Origin of the sequence: Sphingomicrobium aestuariivivum (assembly GCF_024721585.1) — a bacterium.
Lineage (GTDB): Bacteria > Pseudomonadota > Alphaproteobacteria > Sphingomonadales > Sphingomonadaceae > Sphingomicrobium > Sphingomicrobium aestuariivivum.
Map to the genome: position 1 here is coordinate 949,288 of NZ_CP102629.1, position 22,629 is coordinate 971,916.

The window sequence follows — 22,629 nt, forward strand, 5'->3', positions numbered from 1 at the left end:
CCCCTTTTTCATGAGCTACGCCTCGCGCCCCTCGGGCCGGTGCCCTTCCTCGAGATAGGCCGCCGAGCGCATCTCCTCGAGGCGGCTCACCGTGCGCTCGAACTCGAAGCTGCCATCGCCTGACGGATAGAGGTCCGCCGGCTCGGCCTCCGCCGCCACCAGCAGTCGCACGCCATGTTCGTAGAGCGCGTCGACCAGCGCCACGAAGCGCGCCGCCTCGTTGCGCATCTCGGGCCCCATCACCGGCACGCCGACGAGGATGACCGTGTGGAAGGCCTTGGCGAGCGCCAGATAGTCGGCCGCGCCCCGCGCCTCGCCGCACAATCGCTTGAAGCTGAACACCGCGACCCCGCCCAGCGCCTTGGGCACGTGCAATTCGCGCCCGCCGCCCACGTCGAGGTCCATCGACGGCACATTCTCGGCCTCGGTCTCGGCATGGCCGGTGAGGTCGAAGAAGGCGTGGCTGAGCGCGCGCGTCGCCTCGGGGCCGAGCGGGCTGTGCCACAGTCGCATGCCCTTCACCCGCCCGATGCGATAGTCGGTCGGACCGTTCAGCGGCACCACCCGCATCTGCGCCTCGATCAGCTTGATGAAGGGCAGGAAGAGTTCGCGGTTGAGCCCGTCCTTGTAAAGATCGACCGGCGGCCGGTTGGAGGTCGTCACCACCCCCACCCCGCGCTCGATCAGCGCGGTGAACAGGCGGCTCATGATCATCGCATCGGCGCTGTTCGTGACCATCATCTCGTCGAAGGCGAGGAAGCGCGCTTCATCGGCGATATCGTCGGCGACGCGCATCAGCGCATCCTCGACGCCCTCGTCGCGTTTTCGCCGCAGCCGCTGGTGCACGTCCAGCATGAAGGGCGCGAAATGCGAGCGCTTCTTGCGCTTGATCGCGATGGTCTCGAAAGCGAGGTCCATCAGCATCGACTTGCCGCGGCCCACCCCGCCCCACATGTAGACACCGCAAGGCGCGGGCGTCTCGCGCCCGAACATGCGCGACAGGAAGCCGCGCCGCGTCCTGCCGAGATCGGCGGCGAATTTGTCGAGCGCGTCGACTGCGCGTTGCTGGTCGGCATCGGGCCGGATCTCGCCCGCCTCGATCAGCGCCGCATAGGCCTTGCCGACAGGCCCCGCCTCAGCGCTCGTCATCGGCCTTCTTTCGCGGATCGCGCACCCGCTTGGCGGTCCCGTTATAGCTGTAGCAGGGGCGGCCTTCCTGGGTGACGATGCCCGACATGAAGACGATCCCGCCCGGCGTCGCCCGCTCGATCCGCACGAGGCAATCGAGCGGCTTGCCCGCCCGCGCGCGGTCCATGAAGCGCGTGTGGCAGTCGAGCGTGACATAATGCGCCCGTTCCATGCCCGCGGCGAACCCGCCCGCGAACATCGCCATGTCGATGAAGGTCATGACGCAGCCGCCATGGACCGACCCGCCGGGGTTGAGATGCCGTTCCTCGGGGAACATGCGCACCACCCCCGTGCCGGGCTCCTCGCCCTTGCGGAAGAGCATCAGCCCGACCTGCGCGGCAAAGCTGTCGGGCTGCTTCCAACCGCCCCACCAGTACCAGCCGGGATGATCGGGATGTTCGCGCACCCCGTTCTCGTCCTGCGTTTCCTTCGTCGTCATGCCGCCGCGCTAGGCCGCGCGGGACCGCAACGTCAAGCCGCGCGCTCGGCGATCAGCTTCTTCGTCTCCGCGATCGCCTTGGCGGGGTTGAGACCCTTGGGGCAGGCGTTGGCGCAGTTCATGATCGTGTGGCAGCGGTAGAGGCGATAGGGATCCTCGAGCTGGTCGAGGCGCTCGCCGGTCGCTTCGTCGCGGCTGTCGGCGATCCAGCGATAGGCCTGCAGGAGGATCGCCGGGCCGAGGAAGCGGTCCGAGTTCCACCAGTAGCTCGGGCACGAGGTCGAGCAGCAGGCGCACAGGATGCATTCGTAGAGACCATCGAGCTTGGCGCGGTCCTCGGGCGCCTGTTCGCGCTCGCGGCCCGACGGCTCGGGGGTTTCCGACTTCAGCCAGGGCTGGATCGAGCTGTACTGCGCATAGAAATGGGTGAAGTCGCCGACGAGATCCTTGACCACTTCCATGTGCGGCAGCGGGTGGATCGTCAGCGTGCCGTTGTAATCCTCGATCGCCGAGGTGCAGGCCAGCCCGTTCTTGCCGTCCATGTTCATGGCGCACGACCCGCAGATGCCTTCGCGGCACGAGCGGCGGAAGGTCAGCGTCGGGTCGATCTCGTTCTTGATCTTGATGATCGCGTCGAGGACCATCGGCCCGCACTTGTCGAGGTCGATCTCATAAGTGTCGTAGCGCGGGTTCTCGCCCGTTTCCGGGTCGTAGCGGTAGATCTTGACCGTCTTGGTATTGGCCCCTTCCTGCGCCGGGTGGGTGACACCCTTCTTCACACGGCTGTTCTTGGGAAGACGAAATTCCGCCACGAGACTTGTCCTTCAACTATCGGTTGGCGCGCATATGGCAAAAGCGCGGGAGCCTAGCAAGACGGCCCTTCGCTCAGGCTTGCTCCTAGGCTTCCTGCGCCGCCGCCAGCACCTTGTCGACATGGCCCGCGACGCGGACGTTCTTCCACGCCTCGATGATCGTGCCATCCTCGCCGATGAGGAAGGTCGAGCGGATCATGCCCATGTAGGTGCGCCCGTAATTCTTTTTCTCGCCCCAAGTCCCGAAGGCGTCGGACACGGCGCCATCCTCGTCAGCGACGAGCGGCACGGTAAGGCCGTGCTTTTGCGTGAACCGGTCATGGCTCGCCATCGGGTCCCGCGACACGCCGATCACCTTGGTGCCCGCCTTCGCGAATTCCTCGAGCGCTTCGGAAAAGCCGATCGCTTCCTTGGTGCAGCCCGGCGTATTGTCCTTGGGATAGAAGAAGACGACCAGCTTGCCCTTCGGCTGCGCCAGCTCGATCATCTCCCCCGTCCCCGTCTTGACCGTCAGTTCGGGGGCCTTGTCACCCTTGTCCAGCATCACGCACCTCTTTCCAGTAATCCGCTATCCTTTGCCGCGCCGCGTCATGCGCCGCAACCGCCGCGTCCCAATCGGCAAAGCCCAGCCGCTCCGCCACCAGCGCGCGCGTGCGCCGCGAGGGCGATGAACTGTCGGGGCTGACCAGCCGGAACAGGAGCAGCATCCGCGTCAGCAGCGCATGATCGTCGGGCAGGGTCGCCGGCGCCAGCCCTGCCTCGACCAGCAGTTGCACCGCCCGGCCAAGCCGCGGGCTCAGCCCCTCGCGGCTGACGAGCTGGGTGACGTGCACGGCGAATTCCATATCGACCAGCCCGCCCGGCCCGAGCTTGATGTCGAGCGGGCCCTTGGGCGGCTTATGCTTTTCGATGTCGGTGCGCATGATCGCCGCATCCTTGCGAACGCCCTGCGCGTCGCGGTCCATGCCGAAGATGTCGCCGAGCAATTCGGCCACGCGGTCGCGTGCCGCCTCGCGACCGTAGACCGGCCGCGCCCGTGTCAGCGCCATATGCTCCCACGTCCAGGCATCGCCCCGCTGATAGGCCTCGAAGGCGTGGAAACTCACCGCCAGCGCGCCCTCGAGTCCTTGCGGGCGCAGGCGTGTATCGACTTCGTAGAGCGGCCCCGAGGCGGTCGGCACCGATAGCGCCGAGACGATCCGGCTCGCGAGGCGGTTGTAATAGTCGGCAGGCGTGAGCGGGCGCGCCCCGTCCGACTGCGCGGCCTTCGGCGCGTCATAAAGGAAGATGAGGTCGAGATCGCTCGCATGGGTCAGCGCCTCGCCGCCGAGCCGCCCGAGCCCGAGGATCGCCAGCCCCATGCCGTCGAAGCGGCCATGCACCAGCTCGAACTCGGCCCGCGTGCGGTCGGCGAGCGCATGGATCGCGCCTTCGGCCACTTCGGCATAGCCGCGCGCCACGCCTAGCGGATCGACCTCGCCGTCGATGAGCTGCACGCCCAAGGCAAAACGCTTCTCGTTGATGATTGCCCGCGCGCGGTCGAGCGCCTGATCATAGTCGAGCGACCGCGTCGCCTCGGCGATGCGCTTGCCGAAGGCCTCCGCCGAACGTGGCGGATCGAAGGCCGACTTGTCCAAGAGCCCGTCGAGCAGCCCCGGCCGCCGCGCCAGTTGCGCCGCCAGCGCGGGCGAATAGGCCAAGAGCCGTCCGAGCAGCCGCGCCAGCTTGGGATTGGCCTCGAGCAGGCGGTAGAAATTGATCGCGCTCGGCACCCGTTCGATGATGTCGGCAAAGCGGTTGAAGGCATGCGCGGGGTCGGGCCCCGCACCGATGGCCTCGAGCATCGTCGGCAGCATCGCCTCGAAGGCCGCGCGTGCCTTGGCCGAGCGCAGCGATCTTGCCTTGCCCGCGCGCCAGCCGCCGATCAGCCGCGCCGCCGAGGCCGGATCGGCCAGCCCCATCTCGCCCAGCCGCGCCGCCAGCGCCTCGGGCTCTGATGGCAACCGCCCTCCCTCCTCGGCGACCAGCTCGTCGAAGCGGGGGCCGACCGCCTGCACATGCGGCGCCAGCGCGGCGAGCCACGCCTCCCCCGTCCCCGTCCCGTCGAGCGCCGCGACATTGTCGATCGCCGCTGCGTCCTGCGGGACCGAATGGGTCTGCTTGTCCTCGACCATCTGCAACCGGTGCTCGGCGGTGCGCAGCGCGCGATAGGCCGCGCCCAGTTCGTTGGCATCGTCGCGGCTGAAATGCCCCGCCTTCACCAGCGCCTCGAGCGCATCGAGGGTCGCGCCCTCGCGCAAGGCCGGCTCGCGCCCGCCAAAGATCATCTGGTGCGACTGGACGAAAAATTCGATCTCGCGGATGCCACCGCGCCCGCGCTTCAGGTCGTAGCCCGGCCCGAAGGCCTGCCCGCTGGCATAATGGTCGCGCACCTGTCCCGCGATGCCGCGCACCTCGTCGATCACCCCGAAATCGACCGCGCGCCGCCACACGAAGGGCTGGATCGCCTCGAGGAAGCGCTGGCCTAGCAGCCGGTCGCCCCCTGCCACCCGTGCCCTGATGAACGCCGCCCGCTCCCACGGCAGCGCGGCGCTCTCGTAATGCGAGATGGCCGCGCCAACGGGCAGCGCGATCGGCGTCGCCTCGCTAGCGGGGCGGAGGCGCAGGTCGACCCGCTGGACATAGCCCTCCGGCGTGCGCTCCTGCATCAGCGACACGAAATTGCGCGCCATCCGCACCGCCGTCTCGCCCGCCTCGCGGCGCGGCGGCAACGGCAGCCTGTCGGGGTCGTAGAGCAGGATGAGGTCGACGTCCGAACTGTAATTCAATTCGCGGCTGCCGAGCTTGCCCAGCGCGATGGCGCAGATACCCTCGAGCGGGGCGCCCGGCACGCGCTTGTCGATCGCGGCGGCCAGCGCGCGCTCGATCGCCATGTCGGCGAAATCGGACAGGCTGCGCGTCACCGCCTCCAGCCCCCATTCGCCCGACAGGTCGGCGAGCGCGACCGCCAGCGCGAGGCCCTGCCGCCGCTGCCTGAGTTCGGCCGCGATATCTCTGCCCTCGAGCATCAGCGCGGCAGCGACCGCCGCCTCGCTACCCGTCTCGAGGAATTGTTCGACCACCGCCTCGTGCCGCGCCCCCGCGGCGCGCAGGAAGGGGGCGTGCGCGCGGGCGCGTTCCCACGCATCGTGACGGTCTTGGGCGGCTCGGCTCATCGCATTCCCATGCACCATGTGGCCGCCGCATGAAACACCGTCGCGACTCGGGCGTTTACCTTGATAAGCATGTTTTACCAGAAGGCATCGAGGACTGACGTGACGGACGAGGCGGTCGAGGACCGCCGTTCCATTCGCGTTACGATTCCGACACCCGTCGACCCGGTAACGGCACATTTGCGCCGCGCGTTCGATGCGATCCGCAGCGAGCCGCTGCCCGAGGACATGCGCGCGCTTCTTGCCCGCCTCAACTAGTCGCAGCCCTTCCCCCGCCAGTAGCCCACAGGCGCGACTGTGAACGAAAAAGGCCCCCGCAGTCGCTGCGGAGGCCTTTTTTTCGGGGCCGGAAACGGACCGTCTCGGGAAACGCCCTAATTCTCGTTCGACAGCTCGTCGACCTGGCTCATGATATTCTGCAGCGCCGACAGTTCGGGATCGGTCTCGTGCTGCTGGCGCGGCGGCAGGTCCTCGGAGTTGAGGAGATTCTCGAGCGCCACGCGCCCGCGCGCCACGCGGCTCTTGATCGTGCCGACCGCGCAGCCGCAGATCTGCGCCGCTTCCTCATAGGCAAAGCCGCCTGCCCCGACGAGAATCAGTGCCTCGCGCTGCGGCTGTGGCAGCTGCATCAGCGCGCGCTGCATGTCGCCCAGCTCGACGTGGCGGTCCTGCGCTGCGGGCGCAGCAAGGATCTTGGCCGCGGTGACATCGTCCCACTCGCCCTTGAAGCGCGCGCGGCGCATCTGGCTGAGGAACAGGTTGCGCAGGATGATGAAGGTCCAGGCACGCATGTTGGTGCCGGCCTGGAAGCGCTTGCGCGCCGCCCATGCCTTCAGGAGTGTTTCCTGGACGAGATCGTCGGCGGTGTCGCGATTGCCCGAGAGCGAGCGACCGAAAGCGCGCAGGTGCGGGATGACCTGTGCGAGCTGGTCCTTGAACTCGTCGTCCGGCAGCGGCACCGGATCGGGCTTCTTCTCGCCCTCTTCTGCCTTCTGCTTACTGGTCAACGAACGTCCCCCTCGTGACGCATCGGCCCGGACCGTGCGCCCGGTGCCTTGAATATATAAGGTAGGGGCGATGCGCCCCCGAAACAACCGTCCGCGAACGCTTTGACGGTCGCGGACGGTCGATATTGGCTAAAAATGCGTCGGATCAGGCCGGCACGGTCGCCGCATCGAAGAACAGCGCCTGGCTGATCGCCGCCTTCACCGTCGAACGCTGGAAGGGTTTGGTGATCAGGAAGGTCGGTTCGGGACGCTCGCCCGTGAGCAGCCGCTCGGGGAAGGCGGTGATGAAGATCACCGGCACGCGGAAATCGGCAAGGATGTCCTTGACCGCATCGATGCCCGACGAATCGTCGGCCAGCTGGATGTCGGCGAGCACGAGGCTGGGGCGGTCGGCCTTGGCCTGCGCCACTGCCTCGTCACGGGTCACGGCAACGCCCGTCACATTGTGCCCGAGGTCGCGCACGATCGTCTCGATATCCATCGCGATGATCGGCTCGTCCTCGATGATCAGCACCTCGGCGCGGGTCTGCTTCTCGATCTCGGCGGTCGCTTCCTTGACCAGCTTGTCGACATCCTCGGGGCTGGTGTCGATCAGATAGGCCGTATCCTCGTTGGAAAAGCCCTCGAGGCTGGTCAGCAAGAGCGCCTGGCGCGACAGCGGGGTGATCTGCGACAGGCGGGCCTGCGCGATGCTTTCGGCCTCGCTGCCCTCGCGCGCGCTCGGATCGCTGTCATCCTCGAGATGCGCGGTCGACCAGATGGCGTGGAAGGTGCGGTAGAGCCCGAGGCGCGGATCGCGGTCGCGCGGAAATTCGTCGGGATTCTCGACGATCGTCTCGAGCGTGGTGCGGACGAAATTGTCGCCATGCACCTGGCTGCCTGTCAGGGCGCGTGCATAGCGCCGCAGGAAGGGCAGATGGGGGGCGAGTTCCTGGCCGAGTGACATGGGCGTGTTCAACTCCTCTATGACGCTGGGTTCCAACGTGGAACCGTTACGCATCCGTTTCAAGCCCCCGACCCGAACCGCGCCCGGGGACAGGGCGCTGGTCGGGGGAAAGTGTCTTGTTTGTTACGGTCCCCGCTTTTTCCGTTCTTGGAGGGGGAACAAAGCAGACGCCCTTTGGTTTCACCCCTCGCAACATGACCCGGACGGGGGGTCGTCTTGACGAGCACTGGAGCTTGGCTCTACCCCCCTTGCCCGAGGTCTTATCCGCCGCGGCGTCTTACCGGTCATCCGGCATGCGCCAGGCCCCGCAAAGGGAGCCGGCGGCGAAGAGGAGTTAAGATCATGGCGCGTGACAATCCGCGCGAAGGGGATGCGAGTTTGAGCGGCACCGAAAAAAGCGTGAAGACCGACAAGGAAAAGTCGTCGGACGCGGCCAAGGCCAAGTCGCGCAAGGGTCGCGACGACAGTCTCGGGCGCGCGCTCAAATCCGTCTATGACGAGACGCTGCGCGAGGATATCCCCGACGACCTGCGCGACCTGCTCGGCAAGCTCGACTAGGGCCAGCCCGCCCCGATGCGCCCGCTCGATCGCCTTTTCCGGTCGCTCTCCACCCCTACCAAGCTCGTCATCGCCATCATGCTGGCGTTGCTGCCGATCGGCGCGCTGACGGTCTACACGACCTCCGCCGAACTCAATGACACGCGACATGCCCTGCGCGGCGATGCGCAGGGCGAGATGATCGCTGCGGCGCGTGCCGTCGAGACGCTCATCGCGCGCAATACGCTGGCCTTGCGCGTGTCGGCTTATGGCGCCCTTTCCGTGCAGGACCGCGCGCCCTGCGACGTCGCGCGCGAGGCGCTGTCGGTCGCTCCCGCCGTGGGGCGCCGCTTCTCGATCACCTCGACCGACGGCACGGTCGATTGCGGCGATCTCGACATCGAGGGGCTGTCCGCGCTCGATCCTGTCGGCAACGGACGGGTCGATCTTTGGGTCGACGAGGATCGCGGAGGGCTGTTCCTGCGCGTCGGCATCCCGGGCGCCAGCGCCACCGGCATGATCACCACCGACGAGCTGTCCGAGGCGGTCACCGCGGCGAGCAGCGAGGTCGACGGCTTCACCCTGACCGATGGCGAGGAAAGTCTCGTCCTCGTCTCCAAGGACGGCCCGACCCGTGCCGACATGCGCCACGAGGAGCTCTCGATCGGCCTTGTCGACCGCAAGCTCACCGCGCTCGCGGCCGCCGATTATGTCGACATCGACCTGCGCGACCGGCTCAACATCTTCCTGCCCGTGCTGATGTGGGCGCTTGCCGCCATCCTCTCATGGGCGCTCGTCCACCTGCTCTTCATGAACCCGCTCCGCCGCCTCAACCGCGCGGTGCGCGACTATGACGTCGAGACGCATGATTTCTCGCCGCCCGAAAAGCTCGGCCCTGCGCGCGAGATCCGCGAACTGGGCGAGAGTTTCGCCGGCACCGTGCGCCGCATCGAGGAAAGCGAGAAGGATCTTATCCAGGCGATCGAGGGCCAGCGCCGTCTCGTCCGCGAGGTCCACCACCGCGTCAAGAACAACCTCCAGGTCGTCGCCAGCCTGCTCAACATCCATTCGCGCGGCGCCAGCGGCGAGGAAGCGCGCGAGGCCTATGCCGGCATCGGCCGCCGCGTCGAGGCGCTCTCGGTCGTCCACCGCAACCATTTCGCCGAGATCGAGGAAAGCCGCGGCATCCAGTTGAGGCCCCTCGTCACCGAACTGGCAGCATCGCTTCGCGCCTCGGCGCCCGGTGCCCAGCTCGCCGTCGACCTCGATCTCGATGCCGCCGCGACCACGCAGGACGCCGCCGTCTCGGCCGCCTTCTTCATTACCGAGGTGGTCGAACATGCGATCCATCGCGGCGCCGAAGAGGTCGAGATCGCACTCCGCCGGACGAGCGAACTGACCGCCCGCCTGTCGGTTGCCAGCGAGGGCCTCGTCGGCGCGGCCGCCGACGACATGCGCCATGTCCAGTTCGAACGGATCGTCGAGGGCCTGTCGCGCCAGCTGCGCTCGCCGCTCGACAAGAAACTCGGCGGATATGCCGTCGAACTGCCCGTTTTTCCCGACGAAAACGGGTCGCGCGCAGCCAGCTAAAAAAATTTATTGATTTTCGGTTTCGGGCAGGAACCCGCCCCCACAAGGGGCGTTGTGCTACATGGATAGTGACCTTTTGCCCCCCCGCTCTCGCTATCCACTCAAGTGGGCCCGGAACCGCCAACCCTCCCCCCCCCCGGTGGCGTTTCCGGGCCCTCATTTTCTTCCGAACCAGCAGCAGCCTTCGCCCGGCGCCCCACAGCGCGAGCCTGCTCGCGCGTCTTCTTCCAATGCGTCAGGCGAATGGCGACGAGCGCGAATTCGTAGAGGAGGATGAGGGGGACAGCGAGGATCACCTGGCTGACCGCATCGGGCGGGGTGAGCACCGCGGCGATGAAGAAGGCCCCGACGATCATGTAGCGCCGGCCCTTGGCCAGTTGCTCGCGCGTGACCAGTCCCGCGCGTTCGAGGATCATCAAGAGGATCGGCAGCAGGAAAGCGACGCCGAAGCCGAACAGGAACTTGGTCGAGAAGGACAAATAATTGCCGATGCCCGGCAGCGCGTCGGTCTCGACTCCGCCGATCTCGCCTTCATAGCCAAGCAGGAAATCGAGCGCGATCGGCATCGCCACGAGATAGGCGAAACTGGCGCCCAGTCCGAAAAAGACCGGCGTCATCAGGAGGAAGGGCAGGAAGGCCTTCTTCTCCCTGGCATAGAGCCCCGGCGCGACGAAGCGCCACAGCTGCACCGCCAGCATGGGGAAGGTGATCATCAGCGCGGCGAACAGCGCCACCTTCACCTCGACGAAAAAGGCCTCGAAGATATCGGTGAAGATGAGCCGCCCCTGCCCCGCATCGAGCAGCGGCTGGACGAGCACGCCGAAGATCGGCTTGGCGACATAGAAGCAGGCGATGAACGCCACGCCAAGCGTTGCCACCACCCACAGGAGCCGCTTGCGCAACTCCACGAGATGCTCGAGCAGCGGCATCTTGGTGTCGTCGAGGTCCTTCACGACCGCTCGTCCCCGCCGGATTTCGTGCCGGGCTTCCGGGCCGCATCGCCCTCGCGAGCGACCTCGTCCTCGGGCGCCATCGGCGGCTGCTCGTCGTACAGGTCGGCGGGGAAGCGCTTCATGATTTCCTCATTCTGGCGCTTCCACTGCTTTTCCATTTCCTCGAGCTCGGCCTCGCGGACGATATTGTCGATGCCTTGCGTGAAGTGGCGCGCATAGGCGCGCATCTTGCCGACGAAGCGCCCGATGATGCGCATCAGCCCCGGCAGCTCCTTGGGGCCGACCACCAACAGGGCGATCACCCCGACCACGAGGATTTCAAGACCGCCGATGCCGAACATGCGCGCTTAGGCCCCGGGCTTGTCCTGCTCGCGGTCGCGCTTCACCTCGGCCTCGATGGTCTGGTCCTCGCGCGGCAGCTGGCGCGGCTCGGCGGGACGCTTGGGTTCGTCCTCCTCGGCCATGCCCTTCTTGAAGCTCTTCAGCCCCTGCGCGACATCGCCCATCAGGCTGGAAAAACGCCCGCGCCCGAACAGGAGCAGGATGAGGAAGGCGAGGATGAGGATACCGGGAAGGCCGATATTGCCCATGGGAAGACTCCGGATAAAATTTGTTTCAGGGGCGGTTTTAGACGTCTTCGTCGTCCAGTTCCACCTCGTCATCATCTTCGGCGTCCCCGTCGCCGCCCCCAAGCGCGAGTTCGAGCGCTTCCTCGTCGAGCGGATCGAGCAGCCCGGCCGCCTTCAGGTCCTCCAGCCCCGGCAGGTCGCGGCGGCTTTCCAGCCCGAAATGGGTGAGGAAGTCCTTGGTCGTGGCATATTGCAGCGGCCGCCCCGGCACCTCGCGCCGCCCCGCCGTGCGGATCCAGCCGGCTTCCATCAACACATCGAGCGTGCCCTTCGAAATCTGCACGCCACGAATGGCCTCGATTTCCGCGCGCGTCACCGGCTCGTGATAGGCGATGATGGCGAGGCACTCGGTCCCTGCGCGGCTGAGCTTGCGCGGCTCCTCGCGCGTGCGCCGGAGGAGATGCGCCAGATCGCCCGCGGTCTGGAAATGCCAGCGCTTGCCCCGCTCCACCAGCTCGATGCCGCGCCCCTCATAATGGTCCGCCAGCGCGGCCAGCGCCGCCTTCACATCGCCCTCGCCCGCGTGGGCCGCGATGTCGTCGACGCCCAACGGCTCGTCGGACGCGAACAGCACGGCTTCCACCTTGCGCGAAAAATCCTCACTCGCGTTGTTGGTCATCGCCCGCGCTTCACCTTCACCGTCCCGAACGCCTCTTCCTGCTCCAGCTCGATCATGCCCGTGCGCGCCAGTTCGAGGCTGGCGAGGAAGGAGGAGGCAAGGCAGCTCTTCAAAAATGCCTTGTCCCCGCTCTTGGGCAGGAATTTCCGGAGATCGGTCCACTCGACCGCAAAGCCGAGCATCGACTGCAGCCGCTCCATCGCCGTCTCCAGCGTCATCACCTTGCGGTCATGCACCACATGCATCGCGGGCTGGGTGCGCGCGCGCACCTGCCCGTAGGCCGCGAAAAGATCATAGGCGCTGACCTGCCAGCGCGACTTGCGCTCGGTCCTCAGCCCCTCGGGCGCCGCCCGCAGGAAGACGTCTCGCCCGACGCGGTCGCGTCCCAGGAGCCGCGCGCCGGCCTCGCGCATCGCATCGAGGCGCATCAGCCGCTGCTGCAGCCGCCACGCCAGTTCCTCGGGACTGGGATCGACCTCGGGATCCTTGGGCAGGAGGAGGCAGCTCTTGAGATAGGCCAGCCACGCCGCCATCACGAGATAGTCCGCCGCCACCTCGAGCTGCAGCGCCTTGGCGCGCTCGATATAGGCGATGAACTGCTCGGTCAGCTCGAGGATCGAGATCTCGATGAGGTCGACCTTCTGCCCGCGGGCGAGGTCGAGCAGGAGATCGAGCGGGCCTTCCCAATGCTCGAGGTGGAGCGTCAGCCCCTCGTCCTCGACCACCGGATGCAAGACCACGTCCCCCATGGGACGAGCCTAGCGCAATTCGCCCATCACACAAGCAACCGTCGCCCCAGCGAAGGCTGGGGCCCATATCGGCGGGTTCGTGCAGGCGGGTCGACATGGATCCCAGCCTTCGCTGGGATGACGAAAGAGAATCACGCCAGCTTGAGGAGCTCGTCGCGCTTGGCGATCGCCTCGGCCATGTCGAGCGGCTCGTCATCGGCCTCGAGCGCCATCGCCTCGTCCATCCGCCGCTTGCCCGCCTCGGTCAGGTCGGGGATGACCTCGGCGACCGAGACCATCTCTTCCATCTTGCCCGAGCAATGCAGCGCCACGTCGCAGCCCGCGTAGATGACGCCGATGGCGCGCTCGGCGACCGAGCCTTCCATCGCCGCCATGTTGAGGTCATCGCTCATCAGCCAGCCGTCGAAGCCGATGCGGCCGCGCACGATATCCTGGATGACGAGGCTCGACTGGCTCGCGATATGGTCGGGGTCCCAAGCCTCGTAGACGATATGCGCGATCATCCCCATCGGCGCCCAGGCGAGCGTCTCGAAGGGGGCGAGGTCGAGATCGAGCTCGGGGCCCGTCGCGGTCACGGTCGGCCGGTCCTTGTGGCTGTCGACCAGCGCGCGGCCATGCCCCGGGATATGCTTGATGATCGAGACGATGCCCGCCGAATGCAGCCCGTCGATCACCGCACGGCCGAGCGCTGCGACCTTCATCGGCTCATCGCCGAGCGAGCGGTCGCCGACGATCTCGTCGGCGCCCTTCTGGCGCACGTCGAGCACGGGCAGCGCATCGACGCTAACACCGCACTCCTTGAGCAGGAGCCCGATCGCGCGCGCATTGACCCGCGCCGCCTCGATCGCCGAGGAGGGAGCCGTATCGTATAGCTTGGCGAACATCCCCATCGCCGGAAAGTCCGGGAAGTTCGGCGGCCGCATGCGCGCCACCCGCCCGCCTTCCTGGTCGATCAGGATCGGCAGCCGGTCGCGCCCGTGCAAGGAGCGCAGCTCGTCGGTGAGCGCGCGCACCTGTTCCACCGTCTCCACGTTGCGCCCGAACAGGATATATCCCGCCGGGTTGGCGTCCGTGAAAAAGGCCTTTTCTTCTCTCGTCAGAGTCGGGCCCGACAGCCCGTAAATCACCGCTTGCATCAGTTGAGGATCACGCAGGCCTCGCCTGCCGCGTCAAGCGCGTTACAGGCCGCCCGTGCCTGGCCTGCGTCGGCCGCCCGCGCGCGCAGGCGATAGACGGTGGCGCCATTGACGGTGGCCTGCTGGATCACCTTTTCTAGCGCCGCGACCTGGGAGAAGCGCGAGGACAATAGCGCCCAGCCCTTCTCGGCCTGCGCGCGGCTCGAATAGGCCGCCAGCTGGATGAGCGGACCGGTGCCACCGCTCGCCGCCGGCGCGGGCGTCGGCGCAGGCGACGGCTCCGCGGTGGCCGTGCGCGTCGGCGCGGGCTTGGGCGCCGGTGCCGGCTCGGGCTCCTCGACCACGATGCGCGGCACGTCCTCGTCCATTTTCGAGGTATCGAGCTTGGCATCGGGATCCTCGCCCACGCTGGTGGCATGCGCCGTCCCGCTATCTTCCGACAGGTCGAGCCCGCCGGGATTTTCGGGCCGCGTCTTGTAGGGCTCCTCGGGCGCCTCGATCAGGGTCGGCGCGCCGCCGCCGCTCTCGCGGCCCAGCATGAAGGTGGTCAGCGCGACCGCGATGAGGCCGACGAGCACAAGCCCCGCGCCCGCTGCGATCTTGGTCGCCGAGATCTGGCGCGTGTCCTGCTGGTCATCGACCGCTTCGAGCCACGGCAGGCGTTCTTCGTCCTCGACGCTCATCAGCGCATCTCCTCGGCGGCCTCGACCCCCATGATCGCAAGCCCGTTCTTCAGGACCTGCCCGATCGCGCGCGCCAGTTCCAGCCTTGCGCGCGACAGCTCGGGCTGGTCCTCGATGAGGAAGCGCTTGCCCGGATCGTCATTGCCGCGGTTCCAGCTGGCGTGGAAGGCCGCCGCGAGGTCGTAGAGATAGAAAGCGATGCGATGCGGCTCATAGGCATCGGCCGCCAGCCGCACCACGCGCGGGAATTGCGCCGCCTGTTTCACCAGCCCGCGTTCGACATCGTCGAGCAGGTCGAGGTTCGCCTCGCCCGCATCGAGCCCCGCCGCGGCGGCCTTGCGCTGGAGGCTGGAGATGCGCGCATGCGCATACTGTACGTAGAAGACGGGGTTTTCCTTCGATGCCTCGGTCACCTTGGCAAAGTCGAAGTCCAAAGGCGCATCGGCCTTGCGGGTGAGCATCATGAAGCGCACCACGTCCTTGCCGACTTCCTCGACCATCTCCGCCAGCGTGACGAAATTGCCCGAGCGCTTGGACATCTTCACCGGTTCGCCGTCGCGGAACAGGCGCACCATCTGCACCAGCTTGACGTCGAGGCCCTTCTCGCCGCCCGTGAGCGCGGTCACGGCCGACTGGACGCGCTTGACCGTGCCCGCATGGTCGGCGCCCCAGATGTTGACGAGATGGTCGGCCTTTTCGGCCTTCTGGTAATGATAGGCCGCATCGGCGCCGAAATAGGTCCAGCTGCCGTCCGACTTCTTCATCGGGCGATCCTGGTCGTCGCCGAACTCGGTCGAGCGGAACAGGGTGAGCTCCACCGGCTCCCAGTCGTCGGGCGTCTCGCCCTTGGGCGGTTCGAGCACGCCCTGGTAGACGAGCCCCTTGGACTTCAGCGTCTCCATTGCCTCGTCGACCTTGCCCGAGGCCTGCAGTTCGGCCTCCGAACTGAACAGGTCGTGATGGATGCCGAGGAGCGCCAGGTCCTTGCGGATCATGTCCATCATCTTTTCGACCACGAAGGGCTTGAAGACGGGGAGCCAATCAGCTTCGGGCGCGCCCGCAAAGGCGTCGCCATATTCCGTGGCGAGCGCCTCGCCGACCGGCACGAGGTAGTCGCCCGGGTAAAGCCCCTCGGGGATCTCGCCAATGTCCTCGCCGAGCGCCTCGCGATAGCGAAGGTGCGCCGAGCGGGCGAGCGTGTCGACCTGCGCGCCGGCATCGTTGACATAATATTCGCGCGTCACCTTGCGCCCCGCCCATTCGAGCAGGCTCGCCAGCGCATCGCCGACCACAGCGCCGCGGCTGTGCCCCATGTGCATCGGGCCCGTCGGGTTGGCGCTCACATATTCGACATTGATGGTACGCGCATTCTCGCCGGCGGGCGTGCGGCCATAGTCGCCGCCCTCCGCGATGATCGCTTCCAGTTCCTCGTTCCAGATGTCCGGATCGAGCCGCATGTTGATAAAGCCGGGCCCCGCGATCTGGGCTGCCGTCACGCCCTCGAGCTTTTCGAGCCGCGGCGCGATCTCGCCCGCCAGCGCGCGCGGATTGGTGCCCGCCGGCTTGGCCAGCACCATCGCGGCATTGGTGGCAAGGTCGCCGTGGCTCGCATCGCGCGGCGGTTCGACCGCGACGGCGCGCGTCGAAATGCCGTCGGGCAGCACGCCCTCGGTCACGAGTTCGGCGAGGATGGCCTCGAGCTTGTCCTGGAAACGGGCGTAGAGCGACATGAAGACTTCAATCCGACAGATAAGGGAAAGTTGCGCCCGCCTCTAGCGCGTCCACCCTCCGGAAAAAAGCCCGTCAGTTGCGCTTGGGCGCGAACACCAGCCGCCAGCGGGTCGGCTCGTCCTCCGACCCGACGATGGTCGCGATCGGGCGGGCCGGCCGCGCCGCCCCGTCGGCAAAGGCGAAATGCGAATGATCACCCTCGTCGAGGCTCTCGATCAGCCGGTAACCGGCGGCGCGATAGGCGGCCGCGATCTGGTGGTGGCGCACGCCCGGCGCGCGGGCGATGTCGATGGCGCGGTTGCGCAAGTGATAGCTGTTGGGGACCCCGCCGACACGGCGGTTGTGCGCGGGGCTGCGATAGGTCGAGGTGACCGTGCCCCAGCGCGCGCCCAGCGCGGCGGCCGCGCTCATGTCGAAGGCGATGGCCGCGGCCACGACCGGCTGCGGCGCGGCGGTCAGCGAGGGCGCGGCGAGCGCCGAAGCGCGCGCCCTGAGCCCCGGCGCGGTCACCACGCGAAGGCGCGGCGCGGCGGCGCTCTCCACTTCCGACGATGCCGGCGCGGCAGAGGCCGGTGCCATCATCAGCGCGGCGATGAGCAAGGTCGACATGGTGGCGAATCCCCCTGGTCCGTGAAGACCATGGTATAACAGAAGTTAACTTTTGGCGCCACGCCACCGGCCCCAAAAATGTCCCGCTTCGGGTCACGCGCCTAGGGTAATTTGGCGAATTCCTCGGCGCTCGGGATTTCCTCCCCCTCCCCCTCGGCGGCGCGCCGCGCGGCATCGCGGATGCGCCAGTCGCGCTCAAACAGCCAGAAGCAGAAACCGACCGCGGCGCCATAGACCGGCCCCGGATCGACCGCCCAGTCGCCCGCCACGCCGAAGCTGCCCCCCGCGATCACCGCCATCAGCGCGATGCGAGTCATCCAGCCCGCCAGCGCGCCCATCAGCACGGCGGCCACCCACACCCATTTCTCGCGCCACGCCTCGCCGACCGCATTTGCGGCAGGATAGCCGAAGATCACGATGGCGAAGGCCGACACCGGCACCAGCGCGGCGGTCAGGAGGAAGAGCTGCGCGATCATGCCCGCCTCGAGCCCCGATCCCAGCGCCAGTCCGATGCCCACCATCAGCAAGGTGCCGAGAAAGCTGCCGCTGATCGCGCCCATCACCACCGGCGCCTTGGGAATGAAGGGCCGCATCATGATCCCGTCTCCGTCTCCGCCGCCAGCGCCCGGATGTCGGGATTGTGATGGATCGTCACCCCTTCGCCTTCGCGCCCCGCCAGCGCGGCGATGGCGCCCGCCACCGTCGCCGCCTCGATCGAGCGCAATTTCTTCGGCACGACCATGTCGAGCAGCGGCGACAGCATGATGCCGAGCCCTTCCTTCAACCGACGTTCCTGCCGTTCGCCCTTGAGCAGCCCCGGGCGCAGGATATCGACCCGGTCAAACCCGATGCTCGCCACATCGGCCTCCATCTGCCCCTTGATCTTGAGATAGCGGTTCTTCGCACCCGCATCGGCCATCGAGGAGGACACCACGACCAGTTGCCGCGCCCCTGCAAGATGCGCCGCGCGTGCGAACTCGACCACGCCGTGGCGGTCGATGCGGTCGAAATCCTCCCAGTTGCCGACCTTCCTCCAGGTCGTCCCGATCGCCGCCACCGCGACGTCCACCTGCTCGCCTTCGAGCAGCGCAGGCCAGCGTTCCATCGGCCCTACCTTCTCGCGCCAGCCCTCGCGCCCGGGCAGCGATGCACGCCGCGCAAGGCTGAGCAACGGCCGCCCCTCGAGGTGGCGCAAGAGGTTCGAGCCGATCAGGCCGGTCGCGCCGATAAGGGCGATGCGTTGCGTGTGATTCCCCGCCATTCCCCGAATATAGGGACGCGGCGGCCCGCTACCAGTAGCGTCAGAAGCGGTCGTCGATCTCGACCGGCCCGACCCACTTGCGATGCTTCGAGATGGCGAAGGGGTCGGTCATCCCCGCGATATAGTCGGCGATGCCGCGCAGCCGGTCCTGTTCGCTGTCCCCGCGCACCCAGCCTTCGGGCAGCAGTTCGGGCCGCTCGACCAGCGCCTGCGCCAGCCCCGCCACCACCTGTTTGGCCCCGCGCCGGATCGGCTGGAGCGGCGGGCTGTCATAGAGGTTGGCGTAGAGATGTTTCTTCAGCGCGCGCTCCTCCGCCGCCATCTGCGGCGAGAAGCCCACCAGCGGCTTGCCCGCCGCGCGCACCTCATCGACCGTCTCGACGCCCGCCGCCGCGATCCGCGCGCGCGTCTCGCCCAGCACGTCACCGACCATCGTGCCGATCATGTCGCGCGTCAGCGCGGCGCGTTTGCGGTCGGGATCGAGCCCCGGGTGCCGCGCCTCGATCGCCTGCCAGTGGCGTTTGACCAGCGGCACCTCGAGCAGCGCGTCGAGGTCGAGGATCCCTGCGCGAAGGCCATCGTCGACGTCATGATTGTCATAGGCGATGTCATCGGCGATCGCCGCCAGCTGCGCCTCGAGGCTGGCGTGGCTGCCGAGTTCGAGCCCGTGCGCCGCATCCACTTCCTCGAGTGCCCAGCCCGGCGCCGTCACCGGCCCGTTATGCTTGGCCAGCCCCTCGAGCGTCTCCCACGTCAGGTTCAGTCCGTCATGCCCGGGATAGGGACATTCGAGCAGGGTGAGGATGCGAAGGCTGTGGCCATTGTGGTCGAAGCCCCCGGCGCTTGCGACCGCTTCCTCGAGGGCATCCTCGCCGGCATGACCGAAGGGCGGATGGCCGAGGTCGTGCGCGAGGCACAGCGCCTCGGTGAGATCCTCGTTCAACCCCAGCGTGCGCGCCATCGCGCGCCCGATCTGCGCCACCTCGAGGCTGTGCGTCAGGCGGACGCGATAATGGTCGCCATCGGGCGCCACGAACACCTGCGTCTTGTGCCGGAGCCGCCGGAAGGCGACCGAATGGATGATCCGGTCGCGGTCGCGCTGGAAGGCATCGCGGGGCCCTCGGGGCCCTCGATCATCCTCGTCATGCAATCGACCGCGGGACTGGTGGGGATCGCTCCTCAGGCGCGGGTCGAGCAAGACGATATTCTCCTAGAGCGGGTCGATGCGCAGCGCGGCGGGACTGCGTTGCCAGGCATAGCTGTCGACACCCTCGGCCTTGAGCCTGTTGACCAGCGCCTGCGCCTCGCTCCTGCCGTCAAACGGCCCGACAAGCAAGCGGTGGAAGTCCACGCCCTGCGTCAACAGCGGATCATGCTTCGACAGGGTCGATAGCGCCTTGCGCTTGATGCGGCGCCATTCGTAGCTCATCGCCCCGCGATTGTCCGAACCGGCGAGCTGGACGAACCAGCGGCCCTCGACGCCGATATCGGGCTTGGCCGGTGCGGGCGCGGGGGCGGCCTGCGCGGCAGGACGCGCGCGCTCGATCACCGGGCGCGGCGCGGGCGGCGGCTCGTACTTGGGGCTCGGCGCGGGCGGCGGGGTCGCCGCGGTCGTCGAGCGCGGCGCACTGCGCAGCGCGGTCGCGATCGAGGCGAGCCGTTCCTCGCTCGGCGGCTCGGCTCGCGTCTCGGGCTGCGTTGCAGGCTGGGCGACAGGTTGGCTCACGCGCAGCACCGGACGCGGTGCGGGCGGCGGCGGCGTAGGCGCGGGCTGGGGCGCGGCCTCGACGACCTCGACGCTGCCCGTATTGCCATAGCGAGCATCACGCCGCGTCATATTGTCGCGCACGCGATTATAAGTCACCGGGCCATTGGTCTCATAGCTCCCGGCCGACGCGCGGCGATCGTCCGATCGCTCCTGGGTCTCGACCACCGACCCGCGCGGGTCGACCGGGGGATTAGGGTTTGCGGTAACCGGCGCTTGCGTGCGCTGCGGCTGCGCCTGCGCGACGCGGGTCGGCGCGGGCGCGGGCTGCGCGGCACGGGCCGACTGGCCAGCGCCCGTCGGGAACAACCCGAGGTGCACCGCGGCGGCCTTCTCGCTCGCGCTGAGCTGCGGGAGGCGGCGCAGGAACGGGTCGATCGCATCGCCCGAGCCCGGCATCGCCGCCTCGATGGCGCGGCGCGCATTGTCGGTATCGCCGGTCAACGCCAGCACGAAGGCACGCGCGCGAAGCGCGGCGGGATCGCCCTGACGCACCAGCGGATTGAGGATCGCCATCGCGGCGGTGCGGTCGCCGCCCATCGCGAGGTTGAGCGCGAGGCGTCGGCGGGCGGTGTCGGCCCAGGGGCCCTGCATCGCGGCGCGATAATCGGATTCGGCTTCGCGCGTCCGGCCGAGGAGATCATGGGCAAGCCCGCGGCCCGCGCCCATCTGGACGACGCTGCCGCCACGGCCCGCGGCGGCGGCGAAGTATTGCATCGCGCGCTCGGGCTCGTTCATCTGCACCGCGACCGAGCCCTGCCCGATCAGCGCCTTGGGATCCTCGGGACGCACCTCGGCGGCACGGCCGAAGAAGGCCGCCGCGCTCGGCAGGTCGCCGATGGCAAGCGCGGCATCGCCCGCGCCGACCAGCGCGTCGAAATTGCGCGGATCGCTGTCGAGGGTGGTGAGATGCTGAGTCAGCGCGTCGACGGGGCTGGCCTGCGCCAACGCCGCGTTCGGCACCGCTGTCCCGGCGAGGAGCACCGCAAGGGTGCCGACGAGCGCGCGCCTGGCGCGCCCCGTGGGGGTGGGTTCCTGTCGCATGGCGCTAGACTTGCCCCAACAAAGATTAAAGGTCGCTGTCACAAGGACTTAAGTGCGATGGACCGTGCCGCCCCAGCGACGAGCGAAGCGGGCACGGTCCATTAATCTTACTGGTTATTCTGGCGGTTAAGGAAACCGGGAATGTCGAAGCTGCCCGAACCGAATCCCGGCTCGTCCTCGGCCTCGTCCTCGCCCGTCGCCTGCGCGCCGCGCGCGATGTTGCTCATGCGCTCGAACAGCGTGCCGCCGCCACCGGGAGGGGGCGTCGGGACGGCAGTCTTCTTGGCCGCACCCTTGGTCGCCAGCAGCGAGGGCATGCCGTCCTCCTCCTCGTCCATGTCCTCGGCGGGCGGCGCCACGGGGGGCGCGCTCACGGGACCCGCGAGGATGTCGTCGCTCTCGAGCATCAGCGGATCGTCCTGGCTGTCCGCCTCGTCGTCGAGGTCGAGCGCGTCGGTGAGGTCGAGCGCGTCGGCCTCGTCCTCGACCTTGGGCTCGGGCTTGGACGCCGCGGCGGTCGCATTGCCGATCGAGAAGCTCGCCTTGGGCGCGGCGGCGGGGATCGCCGGCGCGGCACCGCCGCGCGCGCCCGGGAAAGTGAAGACGCTCGACTGGCTGGTCGAGGTGCTCGTGGGAATGCCCTTCACATCCTCTTCGCCGTCGATGCCGGTGGCCACGACCGAAACGCGGATCTTGCCTTCGAGGTCGTCGTTGAACGCCGAGCCCCAGATGATGTTGGCGTCCTCGTCGACCAGCTCCTTGATGTGGCTGGCGGCCTCGTCGACCTCCATCAGCTTCATGTCCATGCCGCCGGTGATCGAGATGATGACGCCCTTGGCGCCCTTCATGCTGACCCCGTCGAGCAGCGGATTGCTGATGGCCTTCTCGGCGGCCTCGATGGCGCGGTTCTCGCCCTCGGCCTCGCCCGTGCCCATCATCGCCTTGCCCATCTCGCTCATCACCGAGCGCACGTCGGCGAAATCGAGGTTGATGAGGCCCGGCATGACCATGAGGTCGGTGATGCCGCGCACACCCTGCTGCAGCACCTCGTCGGCCATCTCGAAGGCCTCCTTGAAGGTGGTGTCGGGCGTGGCGAGGCGGAACAGGTTCTGGTTGGGAATGACGATCAGCGTGTCGACATGCTGCTGCAGCTCCTCGATCCCGCTGTCGGCGGCACGCCCGCGGCGCGCACCTTCGAAGGCGAAGGGCTTGGTCACGACACCGACGGTCAGGATCCCTTTCGCGCGGGCCGCCTTGGCGATGACGGGGGCCGCACCGGTGCCGGTACCGCCGCCCATGCCGGCGGCGACGAAGACCATGTGGCTACCCTCGAGGCTCTTCTCGATATCCTCGATCGTCTCTTCGGCGGCGGCACGACCGATCTCGGGACGCGAGCCGGCACCGAGGCCCTGCGTGATCTTGAGACCGAGCTGGAGGCGCGTGTCGGCGGCGCTGGCGTTCAGCGCCTGCGCGTCGGTGTTGGCGACGAGGAACTCGACCCCCTGCACGTCGGCGGCCATCATGTTGGCGATGGCATTGCCACCGGCACCACCCACGCCCACCACGCTGATGCGCGGACGCAATTCGTCTACTTCTGGGCGTTGGAAATCGATGCTCATGGTGGGTGCCTCCCTAGTCTCGCCAACCTACTGATCCGTAGTGCGGAATCTTTACACATCCCGAGTCGCAGACAAAGCGGAAAAGGGGCCCGGGACCCCA

24 protein-coding genes are annotated in these 22,629 nt (G+C 67.8%); 3 read left to right on the forward strand and 21 right to left on the reverse strand.

From position 1 onward, the window contains the following. Positions 1-15 precede the first annotated feature (15 nt). The 5 genes from zapE to glnE all read right to left on the reverse strand — a co-directional run bounded on the left by zapE (position 16) and on the right by glnE (position 5,654). Positions 16-1,149, reverse strand: coding sequence for a cell division protein ZapE (gene zapE / locus NUW81_RS05005; protein WP_245111035.1), 1,134 nt, complete (start codon positions 1,147-1,149; stop codon positions 16-18). Then, positions 1,136-1,627: a PaaI family thioesterase gene (locus NUW81_RS05010; protein ID WP_245111037.1), complete on the reverse strand. Its 492-nt coding sequence runs from the start codon at positions 1,625-1,627 to the stop codon at positions 1,136-1,138. The genes zapE and NUW81_RS05010 overlap by 14 nt, the downstream gene beginning before the upstream one ends. Before the next feature lie 32 nt (positions 1,628-1,659). After that, positions 1,660-2,439 (reverse strand): succinate dehydrogenase iron-sulfur subunit, encoded by a 780-nt coding sequence (locus NUW81_RS05015; protein ID WP_245111040.1) that lies wholly within the window; start codon positions 2,437-2,439, stop codon positions 1,660-1,662. An 85-nt stretch (positions 2,440-2,524) separates the two neighbouring features. Then, a complete protein-coding gene (locus tag NUW81_RS05020; protein ID WP_245111043.1) occupies positions 2,525-2,983 on the reverse strand; it encodes a peroxiredoxin in 459 nt (152 codons plus the stop codon). After that, positions 2,967-5,654: a bifunctional [glutamate--ammonia ligase]-adenylyl-L-tyrosine phosphorylase/[glutamate--ammonia-ligase] adenylyltransferase gene (gene glnE, locus NUW81_RS05025; protein WP_245111045.1), complete on the reverse strand. Its 2,688-nt coding sequence runs from the start codon at positions 5,652-5,654 to the stop codon at positions 2,967-2,969. The genes NUW81_RS05020 and glnE overlap by 17 nt, the downstream gene beginning before the upstream one ends. A gap of 69 nt (positions 5,655-5,723) precedes the next feature. Here glnE and NUW81_RS05030 point away from each other — a divergent pair, with 69 nt between their 5' ends. Beyond that, positions 5,724-5,909 (forward strand): hypothetical protein, encoded by a 186-nt coding sequence (locus tag NUW81_RS05030; protein ID WP_245111047.1) that lies wholly within the window; start codon positions 5,724-5,726, stop codon positions 5,907-5,909. 116 nt (positions 5,910-6,025) lie between these two features. Here NUW81_RS05030 and NUW81_RS05035 read toward each other — a convergent pair whose 3' ends face one another. Both NUW81_RS05035 and NUW81_RS05040 read right to left on the reverse strand, forming a co-directional pair. After that, complete coding sequence (locus tag NUW81_RS05035) at positions 6,026-6,658, reverse strand: sigma-70 family RNA polymerase sigma factor (protein ID WP_376741961.1); 633 nt, start codon at positions 6,656-6,658, stop codon at positions 6,026-6,028. 145 nt (positions 6,659-6,803) lie between these two features. Beyond that, the gene (locus NUW81_RS05040) at positions 6,804-7,604 is read right to left on the reverse strand and encodes a response regulator (RefSeq protein ID WP_260508537.1); all 801 of its coding nucleotides are present in this window, start codon (positions 7,602-7,604) and stop codon (positions 6,804-6,806) included. A gap of 342 nt (positions 7,605-7,946) precedes the next feature. On the opposite strand from NUW81_RS05040, the gene NUW81_RS05045 reads away from it, so the two are divergent. After that, the gene (locus tag NUW81_RS05045) at positions 7,947-8,162 is read left to right on the forward strand and encodes a NepR family anti-sigma factor (RefSeq protein ID WP_245111049.1); all 216 of its coding nucleotides are present in this window, start codon (positions 7,947-7,949) and stop codon (positions 8,160-8,162) included. 15 nt (positions 8,163-8,177) lie between these two features. After that, the gene (locus NUW81_RS05050; protein WP_245111051.1) at positions 8,178-9,731 is read left to right on the forward strand and encodes a sensor histidine kinase; all 1,554 of its coding nucleotides are present in this window, start codon (positions 8,178-8,180) and stop codon (positions 9,729-9,731) included. A 101-nt stretch (positions 9,732-9,832) separates the two neighbouring features. Here NUW81_RS05050 and tatC read toward each other — a convergent pair whose 3' ends face one another. From tatC to ftsZ, 14 genes are all read right to left on the reverse strand, one after another. Then, the gene (gene tatC, locus NUW81_RS05055) at positions 9,833-10,660 is read right to left on the reverse strand and encodes a twin-arginine translocase subunit TatC (RefSeq protein WP_245113694.1); all 828 of its coding nucleotides are present in this window, start codon (positions 10,658-10,660) and stop codon (positions 9,833-9,835) included. A gap of 20 nt (positions 10,661-10,680) precedes the next feature. Next, the gene (tatB, locus tag NUW81_RS05060; RefSeq protein WP_245111053.1) at positions 10,681-11,025 is read right to left on the reverse strand and encodes a Sec-independent protein translocase protein TatB; all 345 of its coding nucleotides are present in this window, start codon (positions 11,023-11,025) and stop codon (positions 10,681-10,683) included. A gap of 6 nt (positions 11,026-11,031) precedes the next feature. Further along, complete coding sequence (locus tag NUW81_RS05065) at positions 11,032-11,274, reverse strand: twin-arginine translocase TatA/TatE family subunit (RefSeq protein WP_245111055.1); 243 nt, start codon at positions 11,272-11,274, stop codon at positions 11,032-11,034. A gap of 37 nt (positions 11,275-11,311) precedes the next feature. Beyond that, positions 11,312-11,932, reverse strand: a complete 621-nt coding sequence (gene scpB, locus NUW81_RS05070; RefSeq protein ID WP_245111058.1) for an SMC-Scp complex subunit ScpB — start codon at positions 11,930-11,932, stop codon at positions 11,312-11,314. Next, positions 11,929-12,681 carry a segregation and condensation protein A gene (locus tag NUW81_RS05075; protein ID WP_245111060.1) on the reverse strand — a complete coding sequence of 251 codons (753 nt, stop codon included), beginning with the start codon at positions 12,679-12,681 and terminating at the stop codon, positions 11,929-11,931. Before NUW81_RS05075 ends, scpB begins: the two co-directional genes overlap by 4 nt. A gap of 131 nt (positions 12,682-12,812) precedes the next feature. Further along, a complete protein-coding gene (gene nagZ, locus NUW81_RS05080) occupies positions 12,813-13,817 on the reverse strand; it encodes a beta-N-acetylhexosaminidase (protein WP_245111062.1) in 1,005 nt (334 codons plus the stop codon). Then, a complete protein-coding gene (locus NUW81_RS05085) occupies positions 13,817-14,500 on the reverse strand; it encodes an SPOR domain-containing protein (RefSeq protein ID WP_245111064.1) in 684 nt (227 codons plus the stop codon). The genes nagZ and NUW81_RS05085 overlap by 1 nt, the downstream gene beginning before the upstream one ends. Continuing rightward, positions 14,500-16,230 (reverse strand): arginine--tRNA ligase, encoded by a 1,731-nt coding sequence (gene argS / locus NUW81_RS05090; protein ID WP_245111066.1) that lies wholly within the window; start codon positions 16,228-16,230, stop codon positions 14,500-14,502. The genes NUW81_RS05085 and argS overlap by 1 nt, the downstream gene beginning before the upstream one ends. Before the next feature lie 73 nt (positions 16,231-16,303). Next, the gene (locus NUW81_RS05095) at positions 16,304-16,840 is read right to left on the reverse strand and encodes a D-Ala-D-Ala carboxypeptidase family metallohydrolase (protein ID WP_245111068.1); all 537 of its coding nucleotides are present in this window, start codon (positions 16,838-16,840) and stop codon (positions 16,304-16,306) included. A 101-nt stretch (positions 16,841-16,941) separates the two neighbouring features. Beyond that, the gene (locus NUW81_RS05100; protein ID WP_245111071.1) at positions 16,942-17,436 is read right to left on the reverse strand and encodes a hypothetical protein; all 495 of its coding nucleotides are present in this window, start codon (positions 17,434-17,436) and stop codon (positions 16,942-16,944) included. Beyond that, complete coding sequence (locus NUW81_RS05105) at positions 17,433-18,101, reverse strand: Rossmann-fold NAD(P)-binding domain-containing protein (RefSeq protein WP_245111074.1); 669 nt, start codon at positions 18,099-18,101, stop codon at positions 17,433-17,435. Before NUW81_RS05105 ends, NUW81_RS05100 begins: the two co-directional genes overlap by 4 nt. 40 nt (positions 18,102-18,141) lie before the next feature. Then, positions 18,142-19,299, reverse strand: coding sequence for a deoxyguanosinetriphosphate triphosphohydrolase (locus tag NUW81_RS05110; protein WP_245111077.1), 1,158 nt, complete (start codon positions 19,297-19,299; stop codon positions 18,142-18,144). A gap of 12 nt (positions 19,300-19,311) precedes the next feature. After that, a complete protein-coding gene (locus tag NUW81_RS05115; RefSeq protein WP_245111079.1) occupies positions 19,312-20,910 on the reverse strand; it encodes an SPOR domain-containing protein in 1,599 nt (532 codons plus the stop codon). 107 nt (positions 20,911-21,017) lie between these two features. Continuing rightward, positions 21,018-22,529 carry a cell division protein FtsZ gene (ftsZ, locus tag NUW81_RS05120; protein ID WP_245111082.1) on the reverse strand — a complete coding sequence of 504 codons (1,512 nt, stop codon included), beginning with the start codon at positions 22,527-22,529 and terminating at the stop codon, positions 21,018-21,020. Between the last annotated feature and the right edge of the window lie 100 nt (positions 22,530-22,629).